Annotated in this window: 23 protein-coding genes and 1 pseudogene; 13 read left to right on the forward strand and 11 right to left on the reverse strand. The window is 53.5% G+C overall.

Annotation, left to right across the window (positions count from 1 at the left end; all coding sequences use genetic code 11):
- Position 1: 1 nt before the first annotated feature.
- From H5P17_RS00770 to H5P17_RS00785, 4 genes are all read right to left on the reverse strand, one after another.
- Positions 2-409: a biopolymer transporter ExbD gene (locus tag H5P17_RS00770; RefSeq protein WP_020825056.1), complete on the reverse strand. Its 408-nt coding sequence runs from the start codon at positions 407-409 to the stop codon at positions 2-4.
- A gap of 505 nt (positions 410-914) precedes the next feature.
- Positions 915-1,835, reverse strand: a complete 921-nt coding sequence (locus tag H5P17_RS00775; protein WP_044554048.1) for a L,D-transpeptidase family protein — start codon at positions 1,833-1,835, stop codon at positions 915-917.
- Between the two features lie 172 nt (positions 1,836-2,007).
- Positions 2,008-2,886, reverse strand: a complete 879-nt coding sequence (locus H5P17_RS00780; protein WP_182820784.1) for a helix-turn-helix domain-containing protein — start codon at positions 2,884-2,886, stop codon at positions 2,008-2,010.
- A 16-nt stretch (positions 2,887-2,902) separates the two neighbouring features.
- Positions 2,903-3,298 (reverse strand): hypothetical protein, encoded by a 396-nt coding sequence (locus H5P17_RS00785; protein ID WP_044554046.1) that lies wholly within the window; start codon positions 3,296-3,298, stop codon positions 2,903-2,905.
- A gap of 116 nt (positions 3,299-3,414) precedes the next feature.
- On the opposite strand from H5P17_RS00785, the gene H5P17_RS00790 reads away from it, so the two are divergent.
- Complete coding sequence (locus H5P17_RS00790) at positions 3,415-4,233, forward strand: helix-turn-helix domain-containing protein (protein ID WP_255477845.1); 819 nt, start codon at positions 3,415-3,417, stop codon at positions 4,231-4,233.
- A 56-nt stretch (positions 4,234-4,289) separates the two neighbouring features.
- Here H5P17_RS00790 and H5P17_RS00795 read toward each other — a convergent pair whose 3' ends face one another.
- A complete protein-coding gene (locus H5P17_RS00795; protein WP_020825050.1) occupies positions 4,290-5,426 on the reverse strand; it encodes a porin in 1,137 nt (378 codons plus the stop codon).
- Between the two features lie 582 nt (positions 5,427-6,008).
- Between H5P17_RS00795 and H5P17_RS00800 the strand changes: the two genes are divergently transcribed.
- The 3 genes from H5P17_RS00800 (at position 6,009) to H5P17_RS00810 (ending at position 8,081) form a co-directional block, all read left to right on the forward strand.
- Positions 6,009-7,085, forward strand: coding sequence for a YncE family protein (locus H5P17_RS00800; RefSeq protein ID WP_182820788.1), 1,077 nt, complete (start codon positions 6,009-6,011; stop codon positions 7,083-7,085).
- Positions 7,086-7,536: 451 nt separating this feature from the next.
- Entirely contained in the window at positions 7,537-7,788 is a 252-nt protein-coding gene (locus H5P17_RS00805; protein WP_044554042.1) for a type II toxin-antitoxin system Phd/YefM family antitoxin, read from the forward strand.
- Positions 7,785-8,081, forward strand: coding sequence for a type II toxin-antitoxin system RelE/ParE family toxin (locus H5P17_RS00810; protein WP_182820790.1), 297 nt, complete (start codon positions 7,785-7,787; stop codon positions 8,079-8,081). Before H5P17_RS00805 ends, H5P17_RS00810 begins: the two co-directional genes overlap by 4 nt.
- Here H5P17_RS00810 and H5P17_RS00815 read toward each other — a convergent pair.
- Together H5P17_RS00815 and H5P17_RS00820 are read right to left on the reverse strand one after the other, a co-directional pair.
- Positions 8,071-8,370: pseudogene (locus tag H5P17_RS00815) on the reverse strand (helix-turn-helix domain-containing protein). The gene H5P17_RS00810 and the pseudogene H5P17_RS00815 overlap by 11 nt on opposite strands.
- 104 nt (positions 8,371-8,474) lie before the next feature.
- Positions 8,475-8,789 carry a hypothetical protein gene (locus H5P17_RS00820; RefSeq protein WP_182820792.1) on the reverse strand — a complete coding sequence of 105 codons (315 nt, stop codon included), beginning with the start codon at positions 8,787-8,789 and terminating at the stop codon, positions 8,475-8,477.
- 257 nt (positions 8,790-9,046) lie between these two features.
- Between H5P17_RS00820 and H5P17_RS00825 the strand changes: the two genes are divergently transcribed.
- The 5 genes from H5P17_RS00825 to yjiA all read left to right on the forward strand — a co-directional run bounded on the left by H5P17_RS00825 (position 9,047) and on the right by yjiA (position 14,841).
- Positions 9,047-10,426, forward strand: coding sequence for a glutamine synthetase family protein (locus H5P17_RS00825; protein WP_182820794.1), 1,380 nt, complete (start codon positions 9,047-9,049; stop codon positions 10,424-10,426).
- A 32-nt stretch (positions 10,427-10,458) separates the two neighbouring features.
- A complete protein-coding gene (locus H5P17_RS00830; protein WP_182820796.1) occupies positions 10,459-11,169 on the forward strand; it encodes a trehalose-6-phosphate synthase in 711 nt (236 codons plus the stop codon).
- 245 nt (positions 11,170-11,414) lie between these two features.
- Positions 11,415-13,595, forward strand: a complete 2,181-nt coding sequence (locus tag H5P17_RS00835; protein ID WP_182820798.1) for a carbon starvation CstA family protein — start codon at positions 11,415-11,417, stop codon at positions 13,593-13,595.
- A 67-nt stretch (positions 13,596-13,662) separates the two neighbouring features.
- Positions 13,663-13,866 carry a YbdD/YjiX family protein gene (locus H5P17_RS00840; protein WP_182820800.1) on the forward strand — a complete coding sequence of 68 codons (204 nt, stop codon included), beginning with the start codon at positions 13,663-13,665 and terminating at the stop codon, positions 13,864-13,866.
- Between the two features lie 12 nt (positions 13,867-13,878).
- Positions 13,879-14,841, forward strand: a complete 963-nt coding sequence (gene yjiA, locus H5P17_RS00845; protein ID WP_182820802.1) for a GTPase — start codon at positions 13,879-13,881, stop codon at positions 14,839-14,841.
- A 48-nt stretch (positions 14,842-14,889) separates the two neighbouring features.
- Here the strand turns inward: yjiA and H5P17_RS00850 are convergent, their stop codons facing one another.
- The gene (locus H5P17_RS00850) at positions 14,890-15,912 is read right to left on the reverse strand and encodes a LacI family DNA-binding transcriptional regulator (protein ID WP_182820804.1); all 1,023 of its coding nucleotides are present in this window, start codon (positions 15,910-15,912) and stop codon (positions 14,890-14,892) included.
- 283 nt (positions 15,913-16,195) lie between these two features.
- Between H5P17_RS00850 and ascF the strand changes: the two genes are divergently transcribed.
- The gene (ascF, locus tag H5P17_RS00855) at positions 16,196-17,638 is read left to right on the forward strand and encodes a PTS cellobiose/arbutin/salicin transporter subunit IIBC (RefSeq protein ID WP_182820807.1); all 1,443 of its coding nucleotides are present in this window, start codon (positions 16,196-16,198) and stop codon (positions 17,636-17,638) included.
- Between the two features lie 16 nt (positions 17,639-17,654).
- Positions 17,655-19,085, forward strand: a complete 1,431-nt coding sequence (locus tag H5P17_RS00860) for a 6-phospho-beta-glucosidase (protein ID WP_182820809.1) — start codon at positions 17,655-17,657, stop codon at positions 19,083-19,085.
- Positions 19,086-19,213: 128 nt separating this feature from the next.
- On the opposite strand, the gene H5P17_RS00865 is transcribed toward H5P17_RS00860, so the two are convergent.
- The gene (locus H5P17_RS00865; RefSeq protein WP_220496670.1) at positions 19,214-20,026 is read right to left on the reverse strand and encodes an HNH endonuclease; all 813 of its coding nucleotides are present in this window, start codon (positions 20,024-20,026) and stop codon (positions 19,214-19,216) included.
- Between the two features lie 220 nt (positions 20,027-20,246).
- On the opposite strand from H5P17_RS00865, the gene H5P17_RS26800 reads away from it, so the two are divergent.
- A complete protein-coding gene (locus H5P17_RS26800; RefSeq protein WP_370570021.1) occupies positions 20,247-20,462 on the forward strand; it encodes an ash family protein in 216 nt (71 codons plus the stop codon).
- A gap of 13 nt (positions 20,463-20,475) precedes the next feature.
- Positions 20,476-20,781, forward strand: coding sequence for a hypothetical protein (locus H5P17_RS00875; RefSeq protein ID WP_182820813.1), 306 nt, complete (start codon positions 20,476-20,478; stop codon positions 20,779-20,781).
- Positions 20,782-20,902: 121 nt separating this feature from the next.
- Here the strand turns inward: H5P17_RS00875 and H5P17_RS00880 are convergent, their stop codons facing one another.
- The gene (locus H5P17_RS00880; RefSeq protein WP_182820815.1) at positions 20,903-21,622 is read right to left on the reverse strand and encodes a hypothetical protein; all 720 of its coding nucleotides are present in this window, start codon (positions 21,620-21,622) and stop codon (positions 20,903-20,905) included.
- Between the two features lie 176 nt (positions 21,623-21,798).
- The gene (locus H5P17_RS00885) at positions 21,799-23,886 is read right to left on the reverse strand and encodes a DUF262 and DUF1524 domain-containing protein (protein ID WP_182820816.1); all 2,088 of its coding nucleotides are present in this window, start codon (positions 23,884-23,886) and stop codon (positions 21,799-21,801) included.
- Between the last annotated feature and the right edge of the window lie 74 nt (positions 23,887-23,960).

Below are 23,960 nucleotides of genomic sequence, written 5' to 3' on the forward strand. Positions count from 1 at the left end.
GTCACAGCTTCCGTGTGGCGATGGAGACGGAGAAGAAACCGCCCTGACGCAGGTTATCCATCACCGCAACCAGGCGTTCTACCGCAACGCCTTTGTCGCTGTTGACGATAATGGTGGTGGTCTGGTTTTCCTGCTGCTGTTGTTTCAGCGTGCTGACCAACGCGCTCAGCGCAATGGGCTGACCGTCCAACTGCAGTTGTTCCTCAGCGCCCAACGTGATGATCGCCTTCTTCTGCGGCTTCAATTGCTGAGCGCTACCGGCGGACGGCAACTGAGTCTTCAGCCCAAGGGCCGGGATCACGTTCAGGCTAATCAACACAAAAAACACCAGTAGAAACATCATTACGTCGATCATCGGGATCAGTTCGATGTGCGCTTTGTTCTTTTTCGGCTCGTTCCAGTTACGCATGACACGCCCTCCCAAAAGCAAAGCAGCCAATATAGAGAGCCTATGTTTATCTTTTGTTACGTTTGTGTGATCTTATTTTCACAATGCAGCGGTTTTGAGAGTTTTTTCTCAGGCAATCACTGGTCGGAGGGGATATATAACCAATTAATTAACGATGATTTTTTGAGGAATAATTGTCAGGGAGAACTTAGAGCGGTAACGCATAGGCAGGTAAGCTGTGATTATTCTGACACTTTACAGCAAGATCTTCAGGCCGTGTTTTTGCACCAGAGAAAGAAGTTTCAGCGACGGGCCTCCCGGCAGTTCCCTGTCGCAATTTTGCCCACCTACAGCTTCGCGATGCCCGTTTAAGGCAACGAGAAAATCTGGCTTTTGCTGACAGTACCGGACCTTTAAAGCGGCAGAGGTAACGAAAGGAAAAGCACTGCGGAGACCTGCGCAAAACGGTGTTTTTTAGCCATAAAAAAGACGCCCGCAGGCGTCTTTTCTACAGCGACTGAATCAATCAGTTCACTTTAACCGGCATACCGGAACGGGCTTTGATTGCCGCGTCCACTTCGCTCTGGTTAACCGCCGGGTCCATCATCACTTTGCCCACTGGCGCAGAGATGGTCAACGGCACCGGATCTTTGGACTGCAGCTGTTCTTCGTTAGCAGAGAGTGGGTTGTGCACTTCGATGTAACGGGAACCGTCCGGCTCAACGCTGGCTTTGATCGGCTCGTTGATAAACTGCACGCGGGTGCCGACCGGAACGTTTTCAAACAGGAACTTGATGTCGTCAGCACGCAGACGCACACAGCCGTGGCTCACGCGCAGCCCGATACCAAAGTTGGCGTTGGTGCCGTGGATGGCATACAGGCGACCGACGTACAGCGCGTACAGCCCCATAGGGTTGTCCGGACCGGCCGGGAATACCGCAGGCAGGATCTCGCCGTCAGCGGCGTATTCTGCGCGCATCTTGGCGGTTGGCGTCCAGGTTGGGCCGTCTTTCTTGCGCTGCACGGTGGTGGTCCAGTTCAGCGGCGTATCTTTGCCCAACTGGCCGATACCGATGGGCAACACGATCACGGTGTTGGTGCCTTTCGGGTAGTAGTACAGACGCATCTCAGCGCTGTTGATGATGATGCCTTCACGTGGCGCATCCGGCAGGATCAACTGCTGTGGGATGGTCAGAGTGCTGCCCGCCTTCGGCAGGAAAGGATCCACCCCCGGGTTGGCTTCCAGCATATTGCTCAGGCCCATCTGGTATTGAGCGGCAAAGCTCTCCAGCGGCAGCTTGCTGTCTTCCGGTACGGTGATCTGGATGTTCTCACCCACCAGACGGCTGTCTTTGGCAGGCAAAGGGTATACAACGGCGAAGGCAGCCTGGCTGAAAGCCACCAGTGCCGTAAACAGGGTTAGGAACGCGCGAATGCTCATTTTCATCTTCGTGTTGGTAGTGGCCACTGGCAGTTATCAATATAGGTTTATGCGGCCATAAATGACCGGATGCGCATTATATGTGCACATCGGCCTAAGTGTGAAACATTACCAGCGCAATATCGAACTTTTTTGTAACCTGGTGCAGCACGAAGAGGTTTTTCTGTGAAAACTGCCGTTAAAGCGCGGCGGCCGGCGGCGACGTTCGACGAATCGGGATCAGGTATTCGCAGCGGATCGCCGTACCGGGTGCGTTGCAAGACTCACCCGGCGTCGGATAGAAACGCTCGATATCCTGTCCGGGGCGCCGTACGGCTTTCATCATGGGCATCGCGGCTTCATACAAACGGTCCACGAAGTTTGGCAACTCTTCAACCTGCCCCTGATAGGTAAAGCTGGCATAATCGCCCTGTTCGATCAGCACCTGCTCCCCTACGGCCTGCTCATCCGCCAGCGCCAGAGTATAGGCCATGCGTTGACCATCAAGCTGTCGGCTGTCCGCTTCCAGACTGGTGAGGCCGTAGACCACCGCCGGTGGCGCAACTTCGGGTTGCAACACCTGGTTCCAGACATACTGACGCAGCTCATTTTTCGAACGTTGCATTTGCCCCAGAGTGCAGCAGCGGCGCTGGGTACGCCCCACCAGCTGCATGGCCGGCAGAGTGACAATATCCCCCTGCGGCAATGGGCCTTCTGCCATCCGCAGCGGCGGCTGCATGCCGTGGCTGGACCAATCCGCACTGCGGCGATAGCCGGCCGGCGGTAAACCGAACTGTTTCTTGAAGCAACGGGTGAAGGTCTGCTGGGAATCGAACTGGTACTTATCGGCAATGCAGGCCACACCGGTGTGGGTGAGCCGCAGCTCACGCGCGGCGGCGGTCAAACGCCTGCGCCGGGCGTAGGTGCCGAGAATATGGCCGGTCAACTGCTTGAACAGCCGTTGCAAATGCCATTTGGAATAACCGGATTTGGCGGCAATATCGTCCAGCGTCAGCGGCTGGTCGAGGTTTGCTTCAATCCAGGCCAGCAGTTGCGCAATTACCTGTTGCTGATACATGGCGCTTCCTTATTAATTATTGTTCCCGTGGCTCGAGCAGGCGCTGTGCCAACTCATGGGCCTGTTGCTCACTGGCCACCACCTTCACCGGGTAGCCCCAGAAGCGGCTGGCGAAATCGACAAACTCTTCCGCCGCCTGGCGGCGCACGTCGTCCGGCTCGATCAGCACCATGCCTTTTACCCACTGTGCCAGCGCCTCGCGGTGATCGCGTTTCCACAGGGCAACCTGGGTGCGCTCGTCGCGATCCTGCTCGCCGCTCTCATCCATACGACGATCGCAAAGCAGCACAAACGGCTGTTCTCGCTGCAGCAAGGTGCTGAATTCGGCAAATTCGGCGAGGGTATCTTTCGGTTCGCCGGCGGCTTGCTGACGCATCCAGACCAGCGGGAAGGTTGCAGAATCTAATGACATGAGATTTCTCCTAAGAGTTCGGAAACGTGCGCTTACTTTATCGGCGGAAGCACTAGACCACATTGCACAATCAGGACATAATGTTTTTCATTTGCGCCAAATTGAGAATAATTCTCATGCCTTTTATCACTCAGCCGCTTTTCGATATCGATCGGGTGCCCCGGGCGGTTTTCGCCGTGCAGGGTTCCACCGTTAACAAGGATTGGGAAGTCGCCCATCACCGGCACCAAAAAGCGCAGCTGATTTATACGATGCGCGGCATGATCCGCTGTGAAGTGGAAAACGGCCTGTGGCTGGTCCCGCCGCAGTGTGCGCTTTGGATGCCCAGCAACGTGCTGCATAACGCTCAGGGTACCGGAGCCACCGAATGTTACGCGCTGTTTGTCGATCAGGCTGCCATCACCGGGTTGCCTACCAACTGCTGTACGTTGGCCGTTTCGCCGTTGCTGCGCGAACTGCTACTTCAGGCCAGCGGTTTTGATCCGCTGTATGACGAGCAAGGGCCAGAGGGGCGATTGATTGGCGTACTCCTGGATCAATTGGCCGCCGCGCCGATTGAGAACCTGCACTTGCCGGTCTCCAATGACGCACGCATTCGCCAACTGACCGAGCGCCTGCTGGCCGATCCGGCGGACAAAGCCACCCTAAGCCAATGGGCTCAGCGCATCGGCATGAGCGAACGCACCCTCAACCGCACCCTGCAACAGCAAATGGGCATGAGCTTTGGCCACTGGCGACGGCAACTGCACGTGATGCTGGCGCTGCAACGCCTGACCAAGGGGGAGACCGTACAGCGGGTGGCGCTGGATCTGGGCTATGAGAGCGCCAGTGGCTTCGTCACCATGTTCCGCAAAGCGGTGGGCAAACCGCCGGCACGCTATCTGGCGGAGAAAACCGCGGCGGATCGGGCACAGGGCGGTTGGATCACCCTGTGAAATAACCAGTCAAAAAGGCCGGCAACGAGGCCGGCCTGGAAAGTTTGTGCGGGGGATCAGAAGTCGTAGAACACCGTCACCCAGGTGGAGTCCGGCTCGTTGTCGCTGCTGTTGGCCAGCGTCCGTTCCACATACACCGACAGGCCGTAGCCGATGGTGGTACCCGCCCCAAGGTAAACGTGATTGGCGTGGTACTCTTCGTCGCCCTTCAATTGCAGCGAGTCCGCGGCCACATAAGGCTGGATCGATTTCAGGAAAGGCTTGTCGATATTAAAGGTATAACCGACAAAGCCTTCTACCCCGTAACCGCTCCCGGCGAAATAATGCGACAAGGTACGTTCACGGGTGCTCGGCACATAGTCTTTGTAATAGCTGGCGGTCCCGACGATATACCAGTTATTGGGTTGCCAGGTCAGCGCGGTGCCGGACAACTGCTGGTGATACTCTTTCTCGTTATATTGATTGTCTTTGATTTTTGCGTCGGTGTAGCTGTAGGCCGCGCTGAAGGTTAATTCCTTCGTCGCCTTATAATCAAACCCCAACCCGCCGCCGCCTTTACGGCGATAGATGAGATTATCCGCCGTGTGCAAATCGTCTTCTGGTAATAAATAGTTGGCGTATAAGGTGACCGGCCCAAAATCATTGGTGTATTTCAGGCTGTTCTTCGGTTTATTACCGCCGTCGTAGTCGCCGGATATGCCAATGCCGGTGCCGCCCGCATGACCATCGTTATCCCAGACGTCGCTTTTAATGCCGACAACCGAATAATAAATGCCGTATTGGTGGCCAAAGGTTAAGGTGCCGTAGCGGTCATCTTTGAAGCCGCCATACAGCTGGCGCTGATAGTCGCGTTTGCCGTCTTCGTTGTAGTGGCCGTCCCAACTCAGCGCATGTGCCAGATCGACACCCCACTCGTAGTAGCCGATAACCGAGGTATCCTGCGTCAGTGCATAGTCGCCGCTAAAGCGAAAGCGCGTGCCGCCGTCGTGACCATTTTTATAATATCCCGGCTCCGGGCCATTATTAAATATCCACTCGGGGCGAATACTGCCGCCGACTTTCAAACTCAGTGGTGCCAGCAACACATTGCTTTGCGGGTTTTTATCCAGAATGGTGATTTCTGCCTGCGCGCCGGCGGATAACGCCGACAGCACAACGCCGCCAATGAATATTGGCGTTTTTATATATCTCATTATTACCCCTGCCCGAAAAATTATTTTTATAAATACGGTGGTCTTAAGCCACGCATAAACAATTACCCGATGTGTGCAAATGACGCAAGTTATAAAAATTCATGTCATAACCTGAGATTATTCACCACCGGATGATTTTTTCACCCTAAAAGTATTCAACTGTAATTCAATGCAAGACAATGTAATTAACCGCTCACATAACGCACAAAATGAGGTTTTTTAACCCGTAGAAACCTCCGTTATTATCGGGTTTTTATTATAAGAGATAACAAATAAATATTATAACAGCCACCAAACAATAACGTAGCTAAATTAATTATGGGTTATCTACCGGCAGGGAAAACCAGGAAACCCACGCGGCGGCACGACATCAGCAACCTTCTGCGCACTCTTCACATTGTGATTTTCACCCCAGCCTGGGTAGAAATCACTCCCCTCCAGCATGAATAATGATTATTATTCGCAAACAGAAGGCCCGGCGCGACGCGACCGGCCGGATTTTGCTTTGAATTCAATGTTGAGCTTTTTAGCCTCTGGGCAACCGCCCTGCGGCGACAGGCATTTTAACTCCATGGAGAGGTTATGAACTCTGCAACAACCACCAACCGCCGCTTTGGCGCACGCGCCGCTTTCCCACTGCTGCTGCTCACTTCAATGCTGTTTTCCGCCCCGCTGCTGGCCCAGGGCGAGCCGGAACTGCTGCGCAAGCCCGTCGGCAAAGGCGCTTATGAGATGGTCTACAGCCAGGGCGAGAACGCGCTGTATCTGGCCACTTCGCAAAGCCGCAAGCTGGACAAAGGCGGCGTAGTGTATCGTTTGGATCCGCAAACGCTGGATATCACCCAGATCATTCACAACGATATCAAACCTTTCGGCGCGGCCATTAACAGCAAAACCGACACGCTGTTCTTCGGCAACACCGTCAATAACTCGGTTACGGCCATCGACGGTAAAACCGGTGAGGTTAAAGGCCGCCTGGTGCTGGATGCGCGTAAACGCTCCGAAACGGTAAAACCGCTGGCACCGCGTGAGCTGGTGGCCGACGCCACCACCGACACCCTGTATATCACCGGGCTGGGTGAATCCAGCGTGGTTTGGGTAGTGGACGGCAAAGACCTGACCCTGCGCACCACCATCACCGAAACCGGCAAATACGGTACCGGTCTGGCGCTGGATGCGGCCGCAAGCCGCCTGTACGTGACCAACGCCGACGGCGAGCTGGTGACTATCGACACCAAAACCAACAAGGTGCTCAGCCGCAAGAAATTGGACGAGTCCAAAGAGCACTTCTTCCTGAACATCAGCCTGGATCCTGCCACGCATCGCGCCTTTATCACCGACTCCAAGCAGGCACAGGTGTTGGTGGTCGATACCCGCGACGGCAAGATTTTGAGCAAAATCGACGTGCCGGAATCGCTGGCGGTCCTGTTCAACCCGACGCGCAATGAGGTGTATGTCACCCATCGCCAGGCAGGCCAGGTCAGCGTGATCGACGCCAAGAACTACAAGCTGCTGCAAACCATCAAGACCCCAACCCACCCGAACAGCCTGGCGCTGTCACCGGATGGTCAGACGCTGTACGTGAGCGTCAAACAGGCTTCCAGCCGTGAGAAAGAAGCCACGGCGCCGGACGACGTGATCCGTATCGCGTTGAAATAACGGCATAAGGGCGCCTCGGCCTGTTTCTTATACACAAGTCCCTGGGTTATTTACCCGGGGACTTTTTGAATCTTTTCTCATGCTCCCGATCTGATATAAAAATTATCTTTGGGAGATGGCTATGTTTATATCCAATACTGCACACTGGGCCTATGACACTTTTCATCAGGCAAAACAGGGCGATATTCGCCGCTGCATCGCTGGGGATTTGATGGCGGATCGGTAGTGGTTGAGTCGGAAGTTATCCGCTAGTGGTTGGGTGACATTGGCAAAAGAGCGATTGCACATGCGCGGTATCCGCTTGCCCTCCCCTTGAGAGTAGAGAATTCATACGTTTGAATATTGAGTTCCAGCAGGTATTTTAGTGGTAAATTTATACAAAAAGACCTATTGACTGGTCTTTTTATGCATTATAATAAGACCTGTTAACTGGTCTTATTATGGAGGCAACATGCCAAATATCATTCTTAGCGATATCAGTGCAAGTATTAGCGAACTCAAGAAAAACCCGATGGAAACGGTCGGTGCCGGAGACGGCTACCCTGTGGCAATCCTCAACCGAAATCAACCTGCGTTTTATTGTGTACCAGCCGAGTTGTATGAGCAAATGCTCGATGCGCTGGACGATCAGGAGCTGGTCAAACTGGTCACAGAACGTCGCAACGAGGCGCTGATTGACATTAATTTGGACCATTTGGCATGACGTATACGGTCAAATTTCGTGAGACTGCAGCCAAGGAGTGGAGCAAGCTTGATAAGGTGCTTCAACAGCAGTTTGCCAAGAAATTGAAGAAGTGTTGCGAAAACCCTCATATACCTTCGGCGAAACTGCGCGGAATGCCGGGTTGTTACAAAATTAAGCCGCGCGCCTCGGGGTTTCGGTTGGTTTATGAAGTGATCGACGACTGCCTTGTGATCGCGGTTGTGGCCGTTGGCAAACGTGAGCGGGGCGACGTCTATCAACTGGCCAGTGAACGCTCTCGTTTTAAACCCTAAATCCAAGGTGTTTGCCGTCAGGCAGTTCGATATCCAGTCGCAGTGTTCCACCCATCGCTTCCACATACCGTTTTAATGTTGAAATCTTCAGCTCATTGCCACGCTGCTCTATAGCGGCAACAGAGGGCTGCGAAATACCGAGATTATTCGCCAGTGTCTGCTGTTAAATATCCAGTGCCTCCCGCACCTCATATAAGCGCGTTTCCAGCAGCATTTCCTCTGCCATTTCCTCAATTCGCTGCCTGCTATCAGGGGTACGCGAAGCTAACATTTCTTTTAAAGTACCCATTTAAGTATCCTTTCAATGCAGGTGTATACCGAACGACCAAATTATAGACTACAGCCTATAATTACAACGCCATTTTTAAAACTGTACCGCCAAGAACCCTGCTGCTACGGCTTCCCCGCCATCCCGTCAGCGTCCTGAACCACCGCCTTTTTAGTGGCTCGTTGGTAAAGGCACAGCTCTTTGCCCGCTTTGTTATGCATAAACGCCTGCGGATAGCGCCCGGCGATCAACAGGGCCGAGTAACCGACGTCGTCACCAAAATGGATAATGCTGCCGACGGCTTTGGCCCCTTGCAAACTGCTGGCTTTCAGGCAGGCGGTTTGCAGTGCTTTATCGCCGCTGGCCCATGCCGCTTCAGAAGAGGCCCCGACGCTGAACGCCGTCATCACGGCGGCAAACACGATAAAAGCTCTGATCATTATTTTCTCTCCTTATAACGGCGTTCTCAGCAGTATATGCAGCCTTTTATTCTTCAGCCATCAGAGCCACGCCCCTTATTTACAGCTTTTTTATTCCGGCCATAAATAAAGTTACGGCGTTTTTACAGACAGGTTTTAGGGGCGCGGATAACATCATTACATCGCCAATATGGCCTTACGAGACGGATGCCTCATGTGTTTATCCCCTGCCCTGATAATAACTTCCCCCGCGACTTTAATTTATTTCGGGGGCTGCCATGCATGCTAACGTTATTGGTTTTAACCCGCTGCTGGCAGATATTCCAGCTTCGCAGGCGCGTTCATTCCACAAAGAAGTGGAACAGTATTTACAGCGCTACCCGGACACCGAACACGTCGATATTTATCTCAACGATCTGAACGGTCAATTCCGCGGGAAACGGTTGCCTGTCGCCGAGCTGTTTGCGCTGGATAAAGGCTGTTATTTCCCGCTATCGATCTACGCCATGGATCTTGGCGGCCAGGTGATCGAAGAAAGCGGACTGGGCCAACAGGCCGGCGAGCCGGACAGGTTGTGTCTGCCGGTGCCCGGTACTTTGCGGCCCTGCGCCCGAGATCCGCAGCACCATGCCCAATTGTTGCTGACAATGAAAAATGCCGACGGCGACGCCTGCGAACTGGAGCCGCGCGTGGTGCTGCAACAGGTGCTCAAACGCCTGCATGCCAAGGGTTACTTCCCGGTCGTGGCGGCAGAGCTGGAGTTTTATCTGCAGGATCCGCTGCAGCAACTGACTGACGCCGAACGGTGCCCGACGCAGAGTTTTTCTGTCGATGCACCGGAGCGCCACCAGGCGTTGCTCAATGACATCGAGCATCAGGCCAGGCTGCAGGCCTTGCCGCTGACCGGCGTGGTCGCCGAAGCCGCCTCCGGCCAGTATGAGCTGAACCTGCATCACAGCGCTCGCGTGCTGGAGGCCTGCGATCAGGTGCTGGCCCTGAAGCGGCTGACGCGCCAGATCGCCGAGAAACACCACCAGCACGCCTGCTTTATGGCCAAACCCTGTGCCCAAGCCGCCGGCAGCGGTTTGCATTTTCACATCAGCCTGCAGGATGAACAGGGCAACAACCTGTTGGCCAGCCTGCCGGGCGAGTTGAGCGCCACCATGACCCAGGTGATAGCGGGCATGCTGGCGCTGATGCCGGCCTCGATGGCGATATTCGCGCCCAACGTTAACGCGTTCCGCCGCTTTCGCCCCGGCATGCACGTACCGCTGCGCGCCTCCTGGGGGCACAACAATCGCACGGTGGCACTGCGTTTGCCCTGCGCCGACAATGCCAACCAGCGCATCGAATACCGGCTGGCCGGGGCCGATGCCAACCCGTATCTGGCCGTAGCGGCGATGCTGAGCGGCATGCTGTATGGGCTGGAGCACGCGCAGCCCCTGCCACCGGCGGCCTGCGGCAACGGCTATGAAAATGGCGACGCGGTGGCACTGCCGCTCAGCCAGCAGGAGGCATTGGCGTTGTTCCGGCAAACCCCGCCGTTACAGGAAAACCTCGGCCCGGCGTTTGCCGCGCTGTGGCACACCTGCAAGAGCGCCGAGCTGCGCCGCTTTGAAGCGCAGGTCACCGAAGCGGAAACCCGCTGGATGCTCTAACCCCTATTCGTAACCTGAACAAGGAACGCAGCATGTCTCGTTTGGTTTTGATCTCGAATAAGCAGTGTGACGGCAAGGATCTGGCCTGCGCTACGCAGGCCCTATCGCCTGACAGCCAGAACGACGACGATCGCGGGTTGTGGCTGGGCTGGAACGGTGACGTACAGAACTTTGGTGATGCGCTGCTGCGCCCGGTCAGTTACCAGCACCGCAGCGGCTACGAACAGGTGACCTTTCCGCTGTCGACCGAGGAGTTTCACTTCCACTATCAGGGCTACTATCACGATGGCCTGTGGCCAGTGTTCCATAACCACCCGGAAAAGGCGCATTTCACGCCGGAAAACTACCGCGCTTATCGACAGCTCAACCGGCACTTCGCCGATATCGCCTGCGAGTATGTTTGCCCGAACGACATCATCTGTATTGATGATTACCAGCTGTTGCCCTGCGGCCAGGCGCTGAAAGAACAAGGGTTGCTGAACCCCTGTGCGTTCTTCTTCCATTTGCCGTTCCCGTCGACGGCGCTGCTCAGACAGATCCCCGAGCACCACGGCTTAATCGAATCGCTGTTTTTCTACGATCTGATCGGCTTTCAGACGCTCGACGACCGCAACAACTTTCTCAGCTATCTGACCCACGAATACCCGGTCGAAATGCTGCCCGACGACCAGTTGCAGGTTAACGGACACATCTTCGCCACCGGCATTTTCCCCGCCGGGATCAACGCCAGAAAGATTTACTGACCCGGCTCTCGGTGGGGCGTCGCAATTCCCCCGGCAACGCCCCACCGCTCACCCCTGAATTTCAACCGTTCGGCCCCCTATAGCACCGCTGACTGAAATTCGCCTGTCTTCCCCTGCCCCAACCCGCAATGATGAGCTGTTCCTAAACCTATACCCGAACGTTATCCGCACCGGGCCGCGTGCCTGAAACATCTTATAAGCGGGTTAACTCACTCATTTTGCAGATTTGAACTAAGGACACCTCAATGAACAGAGAGGGGATTTTAAAACACTTACCCTGGATGCTGCTGGGAATACTCGGCGCGTCCTGCCTGGGCGTGGTTGCGCTGCGCCGTGGCGAACACATCAGCGCACTGTGGATCATCGTCGCCTCGGTGGCGGTGTATCTGGTGGCGTACCGTTATTACAGCCTGTACATCGCCACCAAGGTGATGAAGCTGGACGCCTTCCGCGCGACGCCGGCGGTGGTCAATAACGACGGCCTGAACTACGTGCCGACTAACAAAAACGTGCTGTTCGGCCACCACTTCGCCGCCATTGCCGGGGCTGGCCCGCTGGTGGGCCCGGTGCTGGCGGCGCAGGTCGGCTATCTGCCCGGCACGCTGTGGCTGCTGGGCGGCGTGGTGCTGGCGGGGGCGGTGCAGGACTTTATGGTGCTGTTCATCTCCTCGCGCCGCAACGGCGCTTCGCTCGGCGAGATCATCAAAAAGGAAATGGGCCCGGTACCGGGGACCATCGCGCTGTTTGGCTGCTTCCTGATCATGATCATCATCCTGGCGGTGCTGGCCCTGATCGTGGTAAAAGCGCTGGCGGAAAGCCCGTGGGGCGTGTTCACCGTCTGCTCCACCGTGCCGATTGCCCTGTTTATGGGCGTTTACATGCGCTTCCTGCGTCCGGGACGGGTGGGCGAAGTGTCGATCATTGGCATCGTGCTGCTGGTGGCTTCCATCTGGTTCGGCGGCGTAATTGCCCACGATCCGTACTGGGGCCCGGCACTGACCTTTAAAGACACCACCATCACCTATACGCTGATTGGCTATGCGTTCGTTTCCGCCCTGCTGCCGGTCTGGCTGATCCTGGCGCCGCGCGACTATCTGGCGACCTTCCTGAAAATTGGCGTTATCGTCGGGCTGGCGATTGGCATCGTGATCCTCAACCCTGAGCTGAAAATGCCGGCGATCACCCAGTTTGTCGACGGGACAGGCCCGGTGTGGAAAGGCTCGGTGTTCCCGTTCCTGTTCATTACCATCGCCTGCGGCGCCGTGTCCGGCTTCCACGCGTTGATCGCCTCCGGCACTACGCCGAAGCTGTTGGCCAATGAAAAAGACGCGCGCTTTATCGGTTACGGCGCGATGCTGATGGAGTCCTTCGTGGCCATCATGGCGTTGGTGGCGGCCTCGATTATCGAGCCGGGCCTGTACTTCGCCATGAACACCCCGCCGGCAGCATTGGGCATCACCATGCCTGACCTGCACCGTTTGGGGACCGAAGATGCGCCGATGATCATGGCGTCACTGAAAGATGTGACCGCCCACGCGGCGGCAACCGTCAGCTCATGGGGCTTTGTCATCAGCCCGGAACAGATCCTGCAGACCGCCAAAGACATCGGCGAGCCTTCGGTGCTGAACCGCGCCGGTGGCGCACCTACGCTGGCGGTGGGTATCGCCCACGTGTTCCACCAGATCATTCCCGGCGCCAACATGGGCTTCTGGTACCACTTCGGTATCCTGTTTGAAGCGCTGTTTATTCTGACCGCGCTGGATGCCGGTACCCGTTCCGGCCGCTTTATGCTGCAGGATCTGCTGGGCAACTTCGTGCCGTTCCTGAAGAAAACCGACTCGCTGGTGGCCGGTATTGTCGGCACCGCCGGCTGCGTGGGCCTGTGGGGCTACCTGCTGTATCAAGGGGTGGTCGATCCGCTCGGCGGCGTGAAAAGCCTGTGGCCGCTGTTCGGCATCTCCAACCAGATGCTGGCCGCCGTGGCGCTGGTGCTGGGTACCGTGGTGCTGATTAAGATGAAGCGCACCCAATACATTTGGGTCACCGTGCTGCCGGCGGTATGGCTGCTGATTTGTACCACTTACGCCTTGGGTCTGAAGCTGTTCAGCGACAACCCGCAGCTGGAAGGCTTCTTCTTCCAGGCCGGTGAGTACAAGCGCAAAATCGCCGAAGGCGGTGCCGAGCTGACCGCGCAGCAAGTGGCTAACATGAACCACATCGTGGTGAACAACTACACCAACGCCGGGCTGAGCATTCTGTTCCTGCTGGTGGTGTACAGCATCATCTTCTACGGGGTGAAGACCGCCATGGCGGCGCACAAAAACCCGAACCGCAGCGACCAGGAAACGCCTTACGTGCCGGTGCCTGAAGAAGCGCCTACCAACGGCGTAACTGAGGGGGACGTCAAAGTTTCACCGCAGCACTGATGGTGATTTAACGGATACCCTGCATAATGAAAGCTGTTATGCAGGGTAATTTTTTGGGGAGAAGGCGATGTTCGGAAATCTCGGCCAGGCGGGGAAATACCTCGGTCAGGCAGCGCGCATGTTAGTGGGCGTGCCCGACTACGATACCTACGCCCAGCATATGAAAGACAACCACCCGGACAAACCGGTGATGACCTATAAAGAGTTTTTCCGCGAACGCCAGCAGGCCCGCTACGGTGGGGACGGCAAAGGCGGCATGCGCTGCTGTTAATAAGGACCCGTAATGAAACCCATCGCAGTCACCATTCTGACCGGCTTTTTGGGCGCCGGTAAAACCACTCTGCTACGCCATATTCTCAACGCCGAGCACGGCTACAAGATTGCGGTCATCGAAAACGAATTCGGCGAAGTGCCGATCGACAATGCGCTGATTGGCGACCGCGCCAGCCGCATCACCACCCTGAGCAACGGCTGCATCTGCTGCAGCAAATCCAACGAGCTGGCGGATGCGCTGCTGGACTTGCTGGACGGCGTTGACCAGGGCCAATTAACCTTCGATCGGCTGATCATCGAATGCACCGGCATGGCCGATCCCGGCCCGATCACCCAGACCTTTTTCTCGCACGAGATCCTCTGCGAACGCTTCCTGCTGGACGGCATCATCACCCTGGTGGACGCCGCACATGCCGACCAACAACTGACCCAGTTCAGCATCGCGCAGGCGCAGGTGGGCTACGCCGACCGCATTCTGCTGACCAAAACCGACGTGGCACCGGACTGCGAAGCGCTGATCCAACGCCTGCAGCAGATGAACGCCCGCGCACCGGTGTATAAAGTGACGCACGGCGAGATCGATCTCAGCGTGCTGTTCGACATCGAAGGCTTTGTGCTGAACGACAAGCTGACCCTGACGCCGCCGGCGCCGCTGTTTCGCCGCATTCCGCAAGCGCAGAACAACATTGGCTCGATCGTGGTGTACCACGACCAGCCGCTGGAGCTGATGCAGATTTCCGAAGTGATGGAGGGCCTGCTGCTGGAATACGCCGACAGTCTGCTGCGCTACAAGGGCATTTTGTCGATCAAGGACGAGCCGCGCCGGCTGTTATTCCAGGGCGTACAACGGCTGTATAACGCCGACTGGGATCGCGAGTGGCTGCCAGAGGAAGAGCGCCGCAGCACCTTGGTGTTTATTGGCGTGGATTTGCCGGAGGAGACGATCCGCCAGCGGTTTGCCGACCTGACATAACCTTAAGTTCACCAGGCTGCGCCTTTGCCTGCGCAGCCTAATCCCCCCTCATTCCTTCTGAAAATAAGGCCCCGCCGCTACCGAGTCCCGCAGGATCAGGCTAGCCGGGAAGGTGGGGCGCTTGCTCAGCTCGCCACCGTCCAGCATCGACACCAGCCGATTGATGGTTTCCTTGATCATCTCGGTCACCGGCATTTTCATGCTGGAGAGCGAGGGGATGGTATAAGGTGCCAGCGGGATGTCATCAAAACCTATCACCGAAACGGCGGACGGCACCGGGATCTGGCGCTCCGTCAACCGCTTGATGGCGCCGATAGCCATCTCGTCGTTGCTGGCGACAATGGCGCTGAAAGCGCAGCCGCTGGCCAGCAGCGTATCGACCGCCGCCATGCCGCTTTGCGCATTCCACTTCCCCTCGACAATCAGGGCGCTATTGACGGCGATACCCTGCTCCGCCAACGCGGCTTTATAGCCGGAAAGCCGCTCCAGCCCGGTGGGTGAATCCAGCGAGCCGGTGATGAAAGCGATATCGCGGTGCCCCTGTTCGATCAGGTGCCCCACCGCCGCCGCGCTGGTGGCGTGCTGATCGCTGAAGATGCAGTAGCTGTCGTTCAGCCTTAACCGACGATTGATCACCAGGATCGGCTGTTTGTGCTGGGAAATGATCTCGTCCATTTCCGCAATCGACAGAAAACGCGGGTAGATGATCACGCCGTCGCAGCGCAGATCCAGCAGGAATTGAATGGCGGCCTTTTCTTCTTCGGCGGTGTGCTTGCCGTCCGCCAGGATCAGTTGGCGGCCGTGCTCTTCCATGATGCGCGCCGACTGGAACATCAGCTCGCTGAAATAGTTGCCGCTGTACAGCGTGTTGGTGACCACCAGCCCGATGGTCTGAGTGGTTTTGGTGGCGAGGTTGCGCGCCAGCAGGTTGGGCCGATAGCCGGTTTCGGCGATGGCTTTCTCTACCCGTTCGCGCTTTTCCGGGCCCACGTAGCCGCTGCCGGATAACACGCGGGACACCGTCGCTTTCGAAACGCCGGCCCTTTTTGCCACCTCAAGTATTGTTGCCATCTCTGCGCCGTCAAAATCCAGGGTTCCGCGCAGTCTACCCAAGACGCCCCGGCTTTGAAATGTTTTCGCGCCTGCCGCTGCCGTCCCTTTCGGCCTTAAAGTGACTGACCTCACAAAATGAAAAACCAAAAAATCATAATTCTTGCCATAACAAAAACAGATCAGCATGATTTTGTGAAACCGGTTTCTTGTGGGCGTTTCATTGAGATGGAACGGCGGATCGCCCTGGTAGCGCAAATTCGCCTTTGGGCAATCCGAATTCATATCTAAGAGACGATATTCCATGCCGAAGAACTACACAGAGATCTCGCACGCCATCGTGGATGCGTTGGGCGGCCGCGCGAACATCGAAGCCGTTACGCACTGCATGACCCGCCTGCGATTCGTGGTGAAAGACAAGGCGCTGATCGACACGCCGAGACTCAAAGCGATTAGCGGCGTGATGGGCGTGGTGCACAGCGGCGAGCAGTGCCAGGTGATCATCGGCAACGAAGTGTCGAAAGCCTATCAGGCGGTGCTGGCGCTCGGCATGCCGGGCAACGCCCCCGCGGCCGCACCGGCAAAGCGCAAAATCACCCTGAAAGGCATTGGCGCCGGCATTCTCGACGCGCTGGTCGGCACCATGTCGCCGCTGATCCCGGCCATCATCGGCGGTTCGATGGTGAAGCTGCTGGCAATGATGCTGGATATGGCCGGCGTGTTCGACAAAGGCTCGTCGACGCTGATCATCCTCAACGTGATTGGCGACGGCGCGTTCTTCTTCCTGCCGGTGATGGTCGCCGCGTCTGCCGCCCTTAAATTCAAAACCAACATGTCGTTGGCGATCGCCATTGCCGGTGTGCTGTTGCATCCTAACTTTATCGATCTGATGGCCAAGGCGGCGCAGGGCCAGGCGGTGGAGTTCGCCTACATTCCGGTGACGGCGGTGAAATACACCTACACGGTGATCCCGGCGCTGGTGATGACCTGGATCCTGTCGTATATCGAGCGATGGGTCGATCGCATCACCCCGGCGGTGACCAAGAACTTCCTTAAGCCGATGCTGATTGTGCTGATCGCCGCGCCGATCGCGATTGTGTTGATCGGCCCGCTGGGCATCTGGATCGGTAGCGGTATCTCGGCGCTGGTGTACACCGTGCATGGCTATTTGGGCTGGCTTTCCGTCGCCATTATGGGGGCGATCTGGCCGCTGCTGGTGATGACCGGCATGCACCGCGTCTTCACCCCGACCATCATTCAGACCATCGCCGAAACCGGCAAAGAGGGCATGGTGATGCCTTCGGAGATTGGCGCCAACCTGTCGCTCGGCGGCTCTTCGCTGGCGGTGGCGTTCAAAACCAAGAACCGCGAGCTGCGCCAGACCGCCTTGGCCGCCGCCGCTTCCGCCATTGTGGCGGGGATTTCCGAACCGGCGCTGTACGGCGTGGCGGTGCGCCTCAAACGCCCATTAATCGCCAGCCTGATCAGCGGCTTTATCTGCGGCGCCGTCGCCGGCATTGGCGGATTAGCCAGCCATTCGATGGCTTCGCCCGGCCTGTTCACCAGCGTGCAATTCTTTGACCCGTCGAACCCAATGAGCATTGTCTGGGTCGGCGGCGTGATGGTGCTTTCCGTGGTGCTGTCTTTCGTGCTCACGCTGCTGTTGGGCTTCGAAGACATTCCGGAAAGCGAAGAGGCCCCAACGACAACCGCGCCTGCGGCCAATACCGCTAACGCTACCCACTGAGACAATTGAGGATTGCATGTCTGATTCAACTTTCCCGCAAGGGTTTTTATGGGGCGGCGCCCTGGCCGCCAACCAGTCTGAAGGGGGGTATCGCGAGGGCGGCAAAGGGCTGACCACGGTTGACATGATCCCGCATGGCCCCAACCGCATGCCGGTAAAGCTCGGCCTGGAGAAGCGCTTTACCCTGCGCGAAGACGAGTTTTACCCCAGCCACGACGCGATTGATTTTTACCACCGCTACCGCGACGACATTGCGCTGATGGCGGAGATGGGCTTTAGCGTATTCCGCACCTCCATCGCCTGGAGCCGGATTTACCCGAACGGCGACGAGCTGACGCCCAACCCGGAAGGCATCGCCTTCTACCGCAGCCTGTTCGAAGAGTGCCGCAAATACGGCATCGAGCCGCTGGTGACGCTGTGCCATTTCGATGTGCCGATGCACCTGGTGACCGAGTACGGCTCCTGGCGCAGCCGCAAAATGGTGGAGTTTTTCACCCGCTATGCCCGCACCTGCTTCGAAGCCTTCGACGGGTTGGTGAAGTATTGGCTCACCTTCAACGAGATCAACATTGTGCTGCACAGCCCGTTCTCCGGCGCAGGGTTGGTGTTTGAGGCGGACGAGAACCCCGAGCAGGTAAAATACCAGGCCGTGCACCACGAACTAATTGCCAGCGCACTGGCGACCCGCATCGCCCACCAGGTGAACCCCGCCAACCAGGTGGGCTGCATGCTGGCGGGCGGCAATTTTTACCCCTGGTCCAGCAAGCCGGAAGACGTGTGGGCCGCGCTGGAGAAAGACCGCGAGAACCTGTTCTTTATCGACGTGCAGGCCCGCGGTGCCTACCCTGCTTACTCTGCCAGAGTGTTCCGTGAGAAAAGCGTGAGTATCGTGATGGAGGAAGGCGACGCCGAGATCCTGAAGAATACCGTCGATTTTGTCTCCTTTAGCTATTACGCTTCGCGCTGCGCGTCTGCCGATATGAACGACAACAACAGCAGCGCCGCCAACGTGGTGAAATCCCTGACCAACCCGCATATTCCGCGCAGCGACTGGGGCTGGGGCATCGATCCGTTGGGTTTGCGCATCACCATGAACATGATGTACGACCGCTACCAAAAGCCACTGTTCCTGGTGGAAAACGGCCTAGGCGCACACGACGAGTTCAATGCCGACGGCGAGATAGCCGACGATTACCGCATCAGCTACCTGCGGGAGCACATCCGCGCAATGGCCGACGCCATCGCCGACGGCGTGCCGGTGATGGGCTACACCATCTGGGGCTGCATTGACCTGGTAGCGGCATCGACCGGCGAAATGAGCAAACGCTACGGCCTGGTTTATGTCGACCGCGACGACAGCGGCAACGGCACCCTCGCCCGCACGCGCAAGAAATCTTTCTGGTGGTACAAAACCGTCATAGCCAGTAATGGGGCCGATTTGGGGTGATGGGTTCGTAAGTTCATCGAATAAGGCTGCAGATTTACAGCCTTATTCATTTGGTGGGGAGTTGGCTCTAGTGTTTTGAGGTAGTATGACCGCTCAACCTTGCCGCAGATTACGTCGTAAGCTCAGACTCACCCCTTCTGCTGCTGGATCATTTCTTTGAGTTCATCAATAGAGAGGGTTCTATCTTTTTTACGATGGATGATACTGTGGCAATTAGCGCAGACCGGCACCAAATCTGTAGCTGGATTAACGGGTTTCTCACCGCCAAGCTCCGAGACCGGCAACAAATGATGGATGTGGATAAATCCCTCTGCATACTCACCATAAAATGCCTTGAAGTTGAAACCGCAGACGCAACATGTAGTGCCATGTAATTTCACTGCTTGGTTTTTTAACAGTGGCTTACGTTCGTACTTGGTCGTGAAGTAGCTGATTTTTGCACCTTCAAGATGGGTTGCTTCGGACTCAAAACTGTCGTTGTAATCCCCTTCCTCTTCCACCGCCTTCTCTTCCGGAACTACTACCGCACCCCGCTCCGCATGCTCGACTATCGCTTCAAATATTTCTTCGGTTATGGGGCGTACGCCATCGTACCAGTAGTTTGATTCGCGATTAGAAGGAATAGACTCAAAGTAGTTTTCACCCTTCTTTGCCAACACAGCCTCAGTGAATGGCTGAAAGTCCGTCACCACAGCATATAAATCGCTACGTTTTGCGTTGGGATCAGGATAAACACTACTAATGGTGGCTATCGCAAAATAGTGCGGTTTATCAGAAAGCCGTAGCGGCCGGTAACTCCGGTCCTTAATCTGGCCTTTGTAGTAGACAACGCGAGTTCCAGGTATGAGCATTTTTGCGTAACGCTTAGGGAAGTGATATTCCTCACCAGGCTTATCATTCCACTTGGATTTGTCCATCTCTGCAATTACGGCATACAGCATACGAATACTCACAGCAAAAAAATAATTTCAGTGAATATATCGCAACCTATTAATTTTGCAAATGAGTTGGATGTTTACAATAGATTATTGTGTTCATTCTTTGACGATGATGATGTTAGAAATTAATTGCTGCGATCTTGATTCCAATATTGGCAGTAATCACCTGTAATTTTAAACAGTCTATTTTATCGCCAAGAGCACAACGATATAATTTTGCTCGCTGCGGCAAAATCCGTCGCCGGAGTTAGCGTTCCGAACACATACACTAAGCAGCATTATGTATATAATGCTGGGGCCTCGAACATCCAGAATCATGGTGGCCCAGGCGGAGGCTTCGCAAGAAGCGCCGGTTTCCTTAGTGTCCGGTAACGCTAACTTCGTTTGGGCTACCACCATGGGTTTAGCGTCACATGGTAGTAGCGGCACACCACACTAAGGAGAACAACCACATGGAAAACACTTTCACGTCAGAACCCTCCACTAACACCATCGCTCTCTATCGCGAACTGTTTAGCCAGATCGATCTTCATGAACTTACTTCCACACAGCTTCTCGACCTTGCTGCGCTTTCAGCGGAACATGTGGAAGGTCTTTGTCATGGGCTGATACTTTTGGGTGACTTGTTGAGAAAAGAACAGAAAGATAATGATTGGGAGCAATTCGAGCGATATCTGAGTTCTACTGCTCATTTAGTGTCTGTATTATTTGATATTTACGAAAGATCATTGAGTGAGTTGGATAACTCCGCGTACTAAAAAACACGTATCACAAATTACGTTAATAAATAAAAAATGAAGCAGAATCCTATCGATACTCCTGCTTCATTTCTAAAATTGATGATAGTAATGAGTTTAAATAACCTCCAACTACAGTCCCTTATAAAAACCACTTAGATATATATCCTCTTTTATAACGTTCATTTAACTCTCTAGCGAACACTTCATTCACTTTATTGAACAATTCAATTTCAGTATCAAAAATCATCTTTTCATTACCACCTAAGTCATAATAATATTTAGATAATGGCATAGCGACATCATTCATATCATGTAAAACACGTTTCATTCTACTTTCATCTTCATAGAAATCAAAAAACTCACGTGACAGTTTCGCATACCTATCCATTAACCCCTCTTTTCCCGGCATTAACACACTACGCTCTTGATATAGTTTGTTTATTTTTTTATTCTCATTAATTACTATCTTTATATAATCATTATATACTCCAAACACTATAGACATCTCATTATATCTTTGCCGTAATTCTGAAAAACATTTTGATTGATTAACTTTCAACACTTCAAGTTGCGAGACACTTTCAGTAAAATTTTCGATTATAGACTTAGATAAAATTGCTTGTGGGTAAGTAATTTTACTCCAATCCATCTGGCTAACCTTAACTATCTCATCGGAAAAACTTTGGCTAGCACCAGAAATATAGTAATACTTATTAATAAGCTTACTATGAATATCTTGACAGTTAGCTTGGGACGCTATCATTGGTCTATAATAATCATCAAGAATTTCTTTGCGTGATGTCATATCATTTTTATAAGTCTCTATAACACCCGAAAAAAACAATGTTCCTAAAATCATAGGGAACACTGTAGTTATACAAGTCTTATAAAATAAGTTAATAAACCTGTTCATTACAGCCTCACTGAATACTCATGATTTCCATTTATAGTTAAATAACAACAGAAAATAAATATTATAATTATAACTCTTCTTACATTAAGTAAGAAGAGTCTAGTCCGCCTCTATGAGTAATATTAACTTTCCATCTGCCGTTCAAAAGCTTGAGTCACCAATGCCATTATATAAGGTAAATCTTCTTTATTTTCAAAAGCGACCTCTACATCACCGTTTCCCCACCGGCCTAACTTCGTCACGTCACGACTCAAACCGCGAGGATCCTCGAGCTCTGCAATAGGAATATTTAGTGACAGTAATAGACGCTTAGCCTGAGGAATAACATCCACAAAATTCACCTCGGCTTTATAAGCAATATAGAGTTTAAGGAACACTTCAGATACACAAGGATCAAGTGCTAATACTGCTTTTCGGAATGCCTCAAAAAGCACATTTACTTGTTCTTTCGCTAAGTGTGGATGATCTTCAATACTGTACGAACGACTGATTTCATCTTCAGGTTTATACGCGTTAAGAACCTCAACGGGCAGATTCACTGCTGGCCATACAATACTGGCTTTCTCAGCCATCACTTTTGCTCGAGCTTGAATTGCAGGCTCATCCCAGTTTTCTACAATCGATAATCCTTCATTTAAGCGAAGTGGGCTATGCTTAAATCCACCATCCATGTCGCGCTTATCAGCAAAAGATTTATTACTATACTCAGAGTTATAACCAGTCAATGTTAAGTTACCTAACGTATGGCGCCAAGTTTCCCACACACGTTGCCATTCGGTACCGAGCGTCTTCTGCCATACTAAAGGTACTTTCTCCACATTATTATCACACTGAGGCATGATATGTTCGATGGTATATTCATCGACATGAACACGCTCTTTGTGATTAAAATTCTCAAATTTTTTCAGCCAATAACTACGGCTTCTAAAATTATACAGATCGCGATGAGTTATTTCTCGCTTAAACTCGTCATCATTAGGAAAACGACGATATGAAGGTAGCATCATAAATGCTGCTTGAACACTTTCCAGATAGCGATCTTTTTTGAAACTTTTACTGAGACCGGCAAAGGTTTTATTCATCGAGTTGGTAGGAATAGCACATACTGCCCGACGGAAAACATAGCTTTCTATTAAGCGTAAAACAGCAACGAACTCAGAATGTTGTAGCTTTTCATTCTGGTAATCATTATACAGTTCTAAAATAAGTGGATATGCCACGTCCATACGCAGTTCACGGATGTCCTGGAATACCTCTCTTAGTTTTTTGTCTTTTTCTACCCCGAGTACAATGGCGCAATAATACACCGCATATTGGTAAATATCAGCAACAACGGAATCAACTGACTGTTTGCTCCGGTAGAAATGTTGCTTGAATGTCTCATAAACGTCGTCAACCTTCGGGATCTCGCCGGTTTTAACCGTTAAATAATGACGCATGAAGAAATCAAACTGTTCAGAGTAAGCCTCTTGGCCAAAAAGCAGTTCCATTTTTCGCCAGTAGTCGTTATACAGCTCAGTTTGACGTTCGTTATCCAGCCCCATTAAAATGTAGTTTCTGATCAAATCAGCCTGGCTCAACTTCTTCCCTGTTGAGTTCATACTCTCAAAAATCAACTGTGGATTGTCATAACCACGCTGCAATGAAATATCAACCACAATAAGCTTGTTAAGCCCTTTACATACTGTTTCCTGTAACTCTTTATTTTTCAGTTTATCTTGGAAAAACTCAAAATTCTCTTTAATCCTGATCGAGTAAGCTTCCGGCTGCGATTTCCTGTCAACAATAGCGCGTAATGTTGCATTATCCGTTTGAGACAACACTAATTTATAACGTTTTTCGCCAGACAATAACGGGTTGGTCAAATAAAATCCGCGTAATTGTTCCTGATTAAACCCCTCGATAAACTCGTCTTGTCCTACAGCCTCAGCTAAGGCTGCGATTAACAAAGAGGCGGTAGTAACACGCTGTTGCCCATCGATTATGAGTAACGGAGACTGTGACGTAACAGAATAAAGGCCATGCTCAATATACACTACTGAACCGATAAAATGACCGTTATTACTTTCATCTTTACCACAGCGAATAATATCGTCCCATAACTGCTCACACTCTTTCAAACCCCAAGAATAAAGACGCTGATAGATAGGTATAACTAACTGCGGGGCTGTGCGTAGAAAATCGAGTAATTTTGCTTCTTTGGCTTTCATCCTGATTATTCTCTTTTTGATATCCTGATTACATGCACGCCAGTGCAAATGTGCACCTACTGACGCCACTTGAA

The sequence above is a fragment of the Serratia sp. OS31 genome (genome assembly GCF_014164835.1).
GTDB classification, from domain to species: domain Bacteria; phylum Pseudomonadota; class Gammaproteobacteria; order Enterobacterales; family Enterobacteriaceae; genus Serratia; species Serratia liquefaciens_A.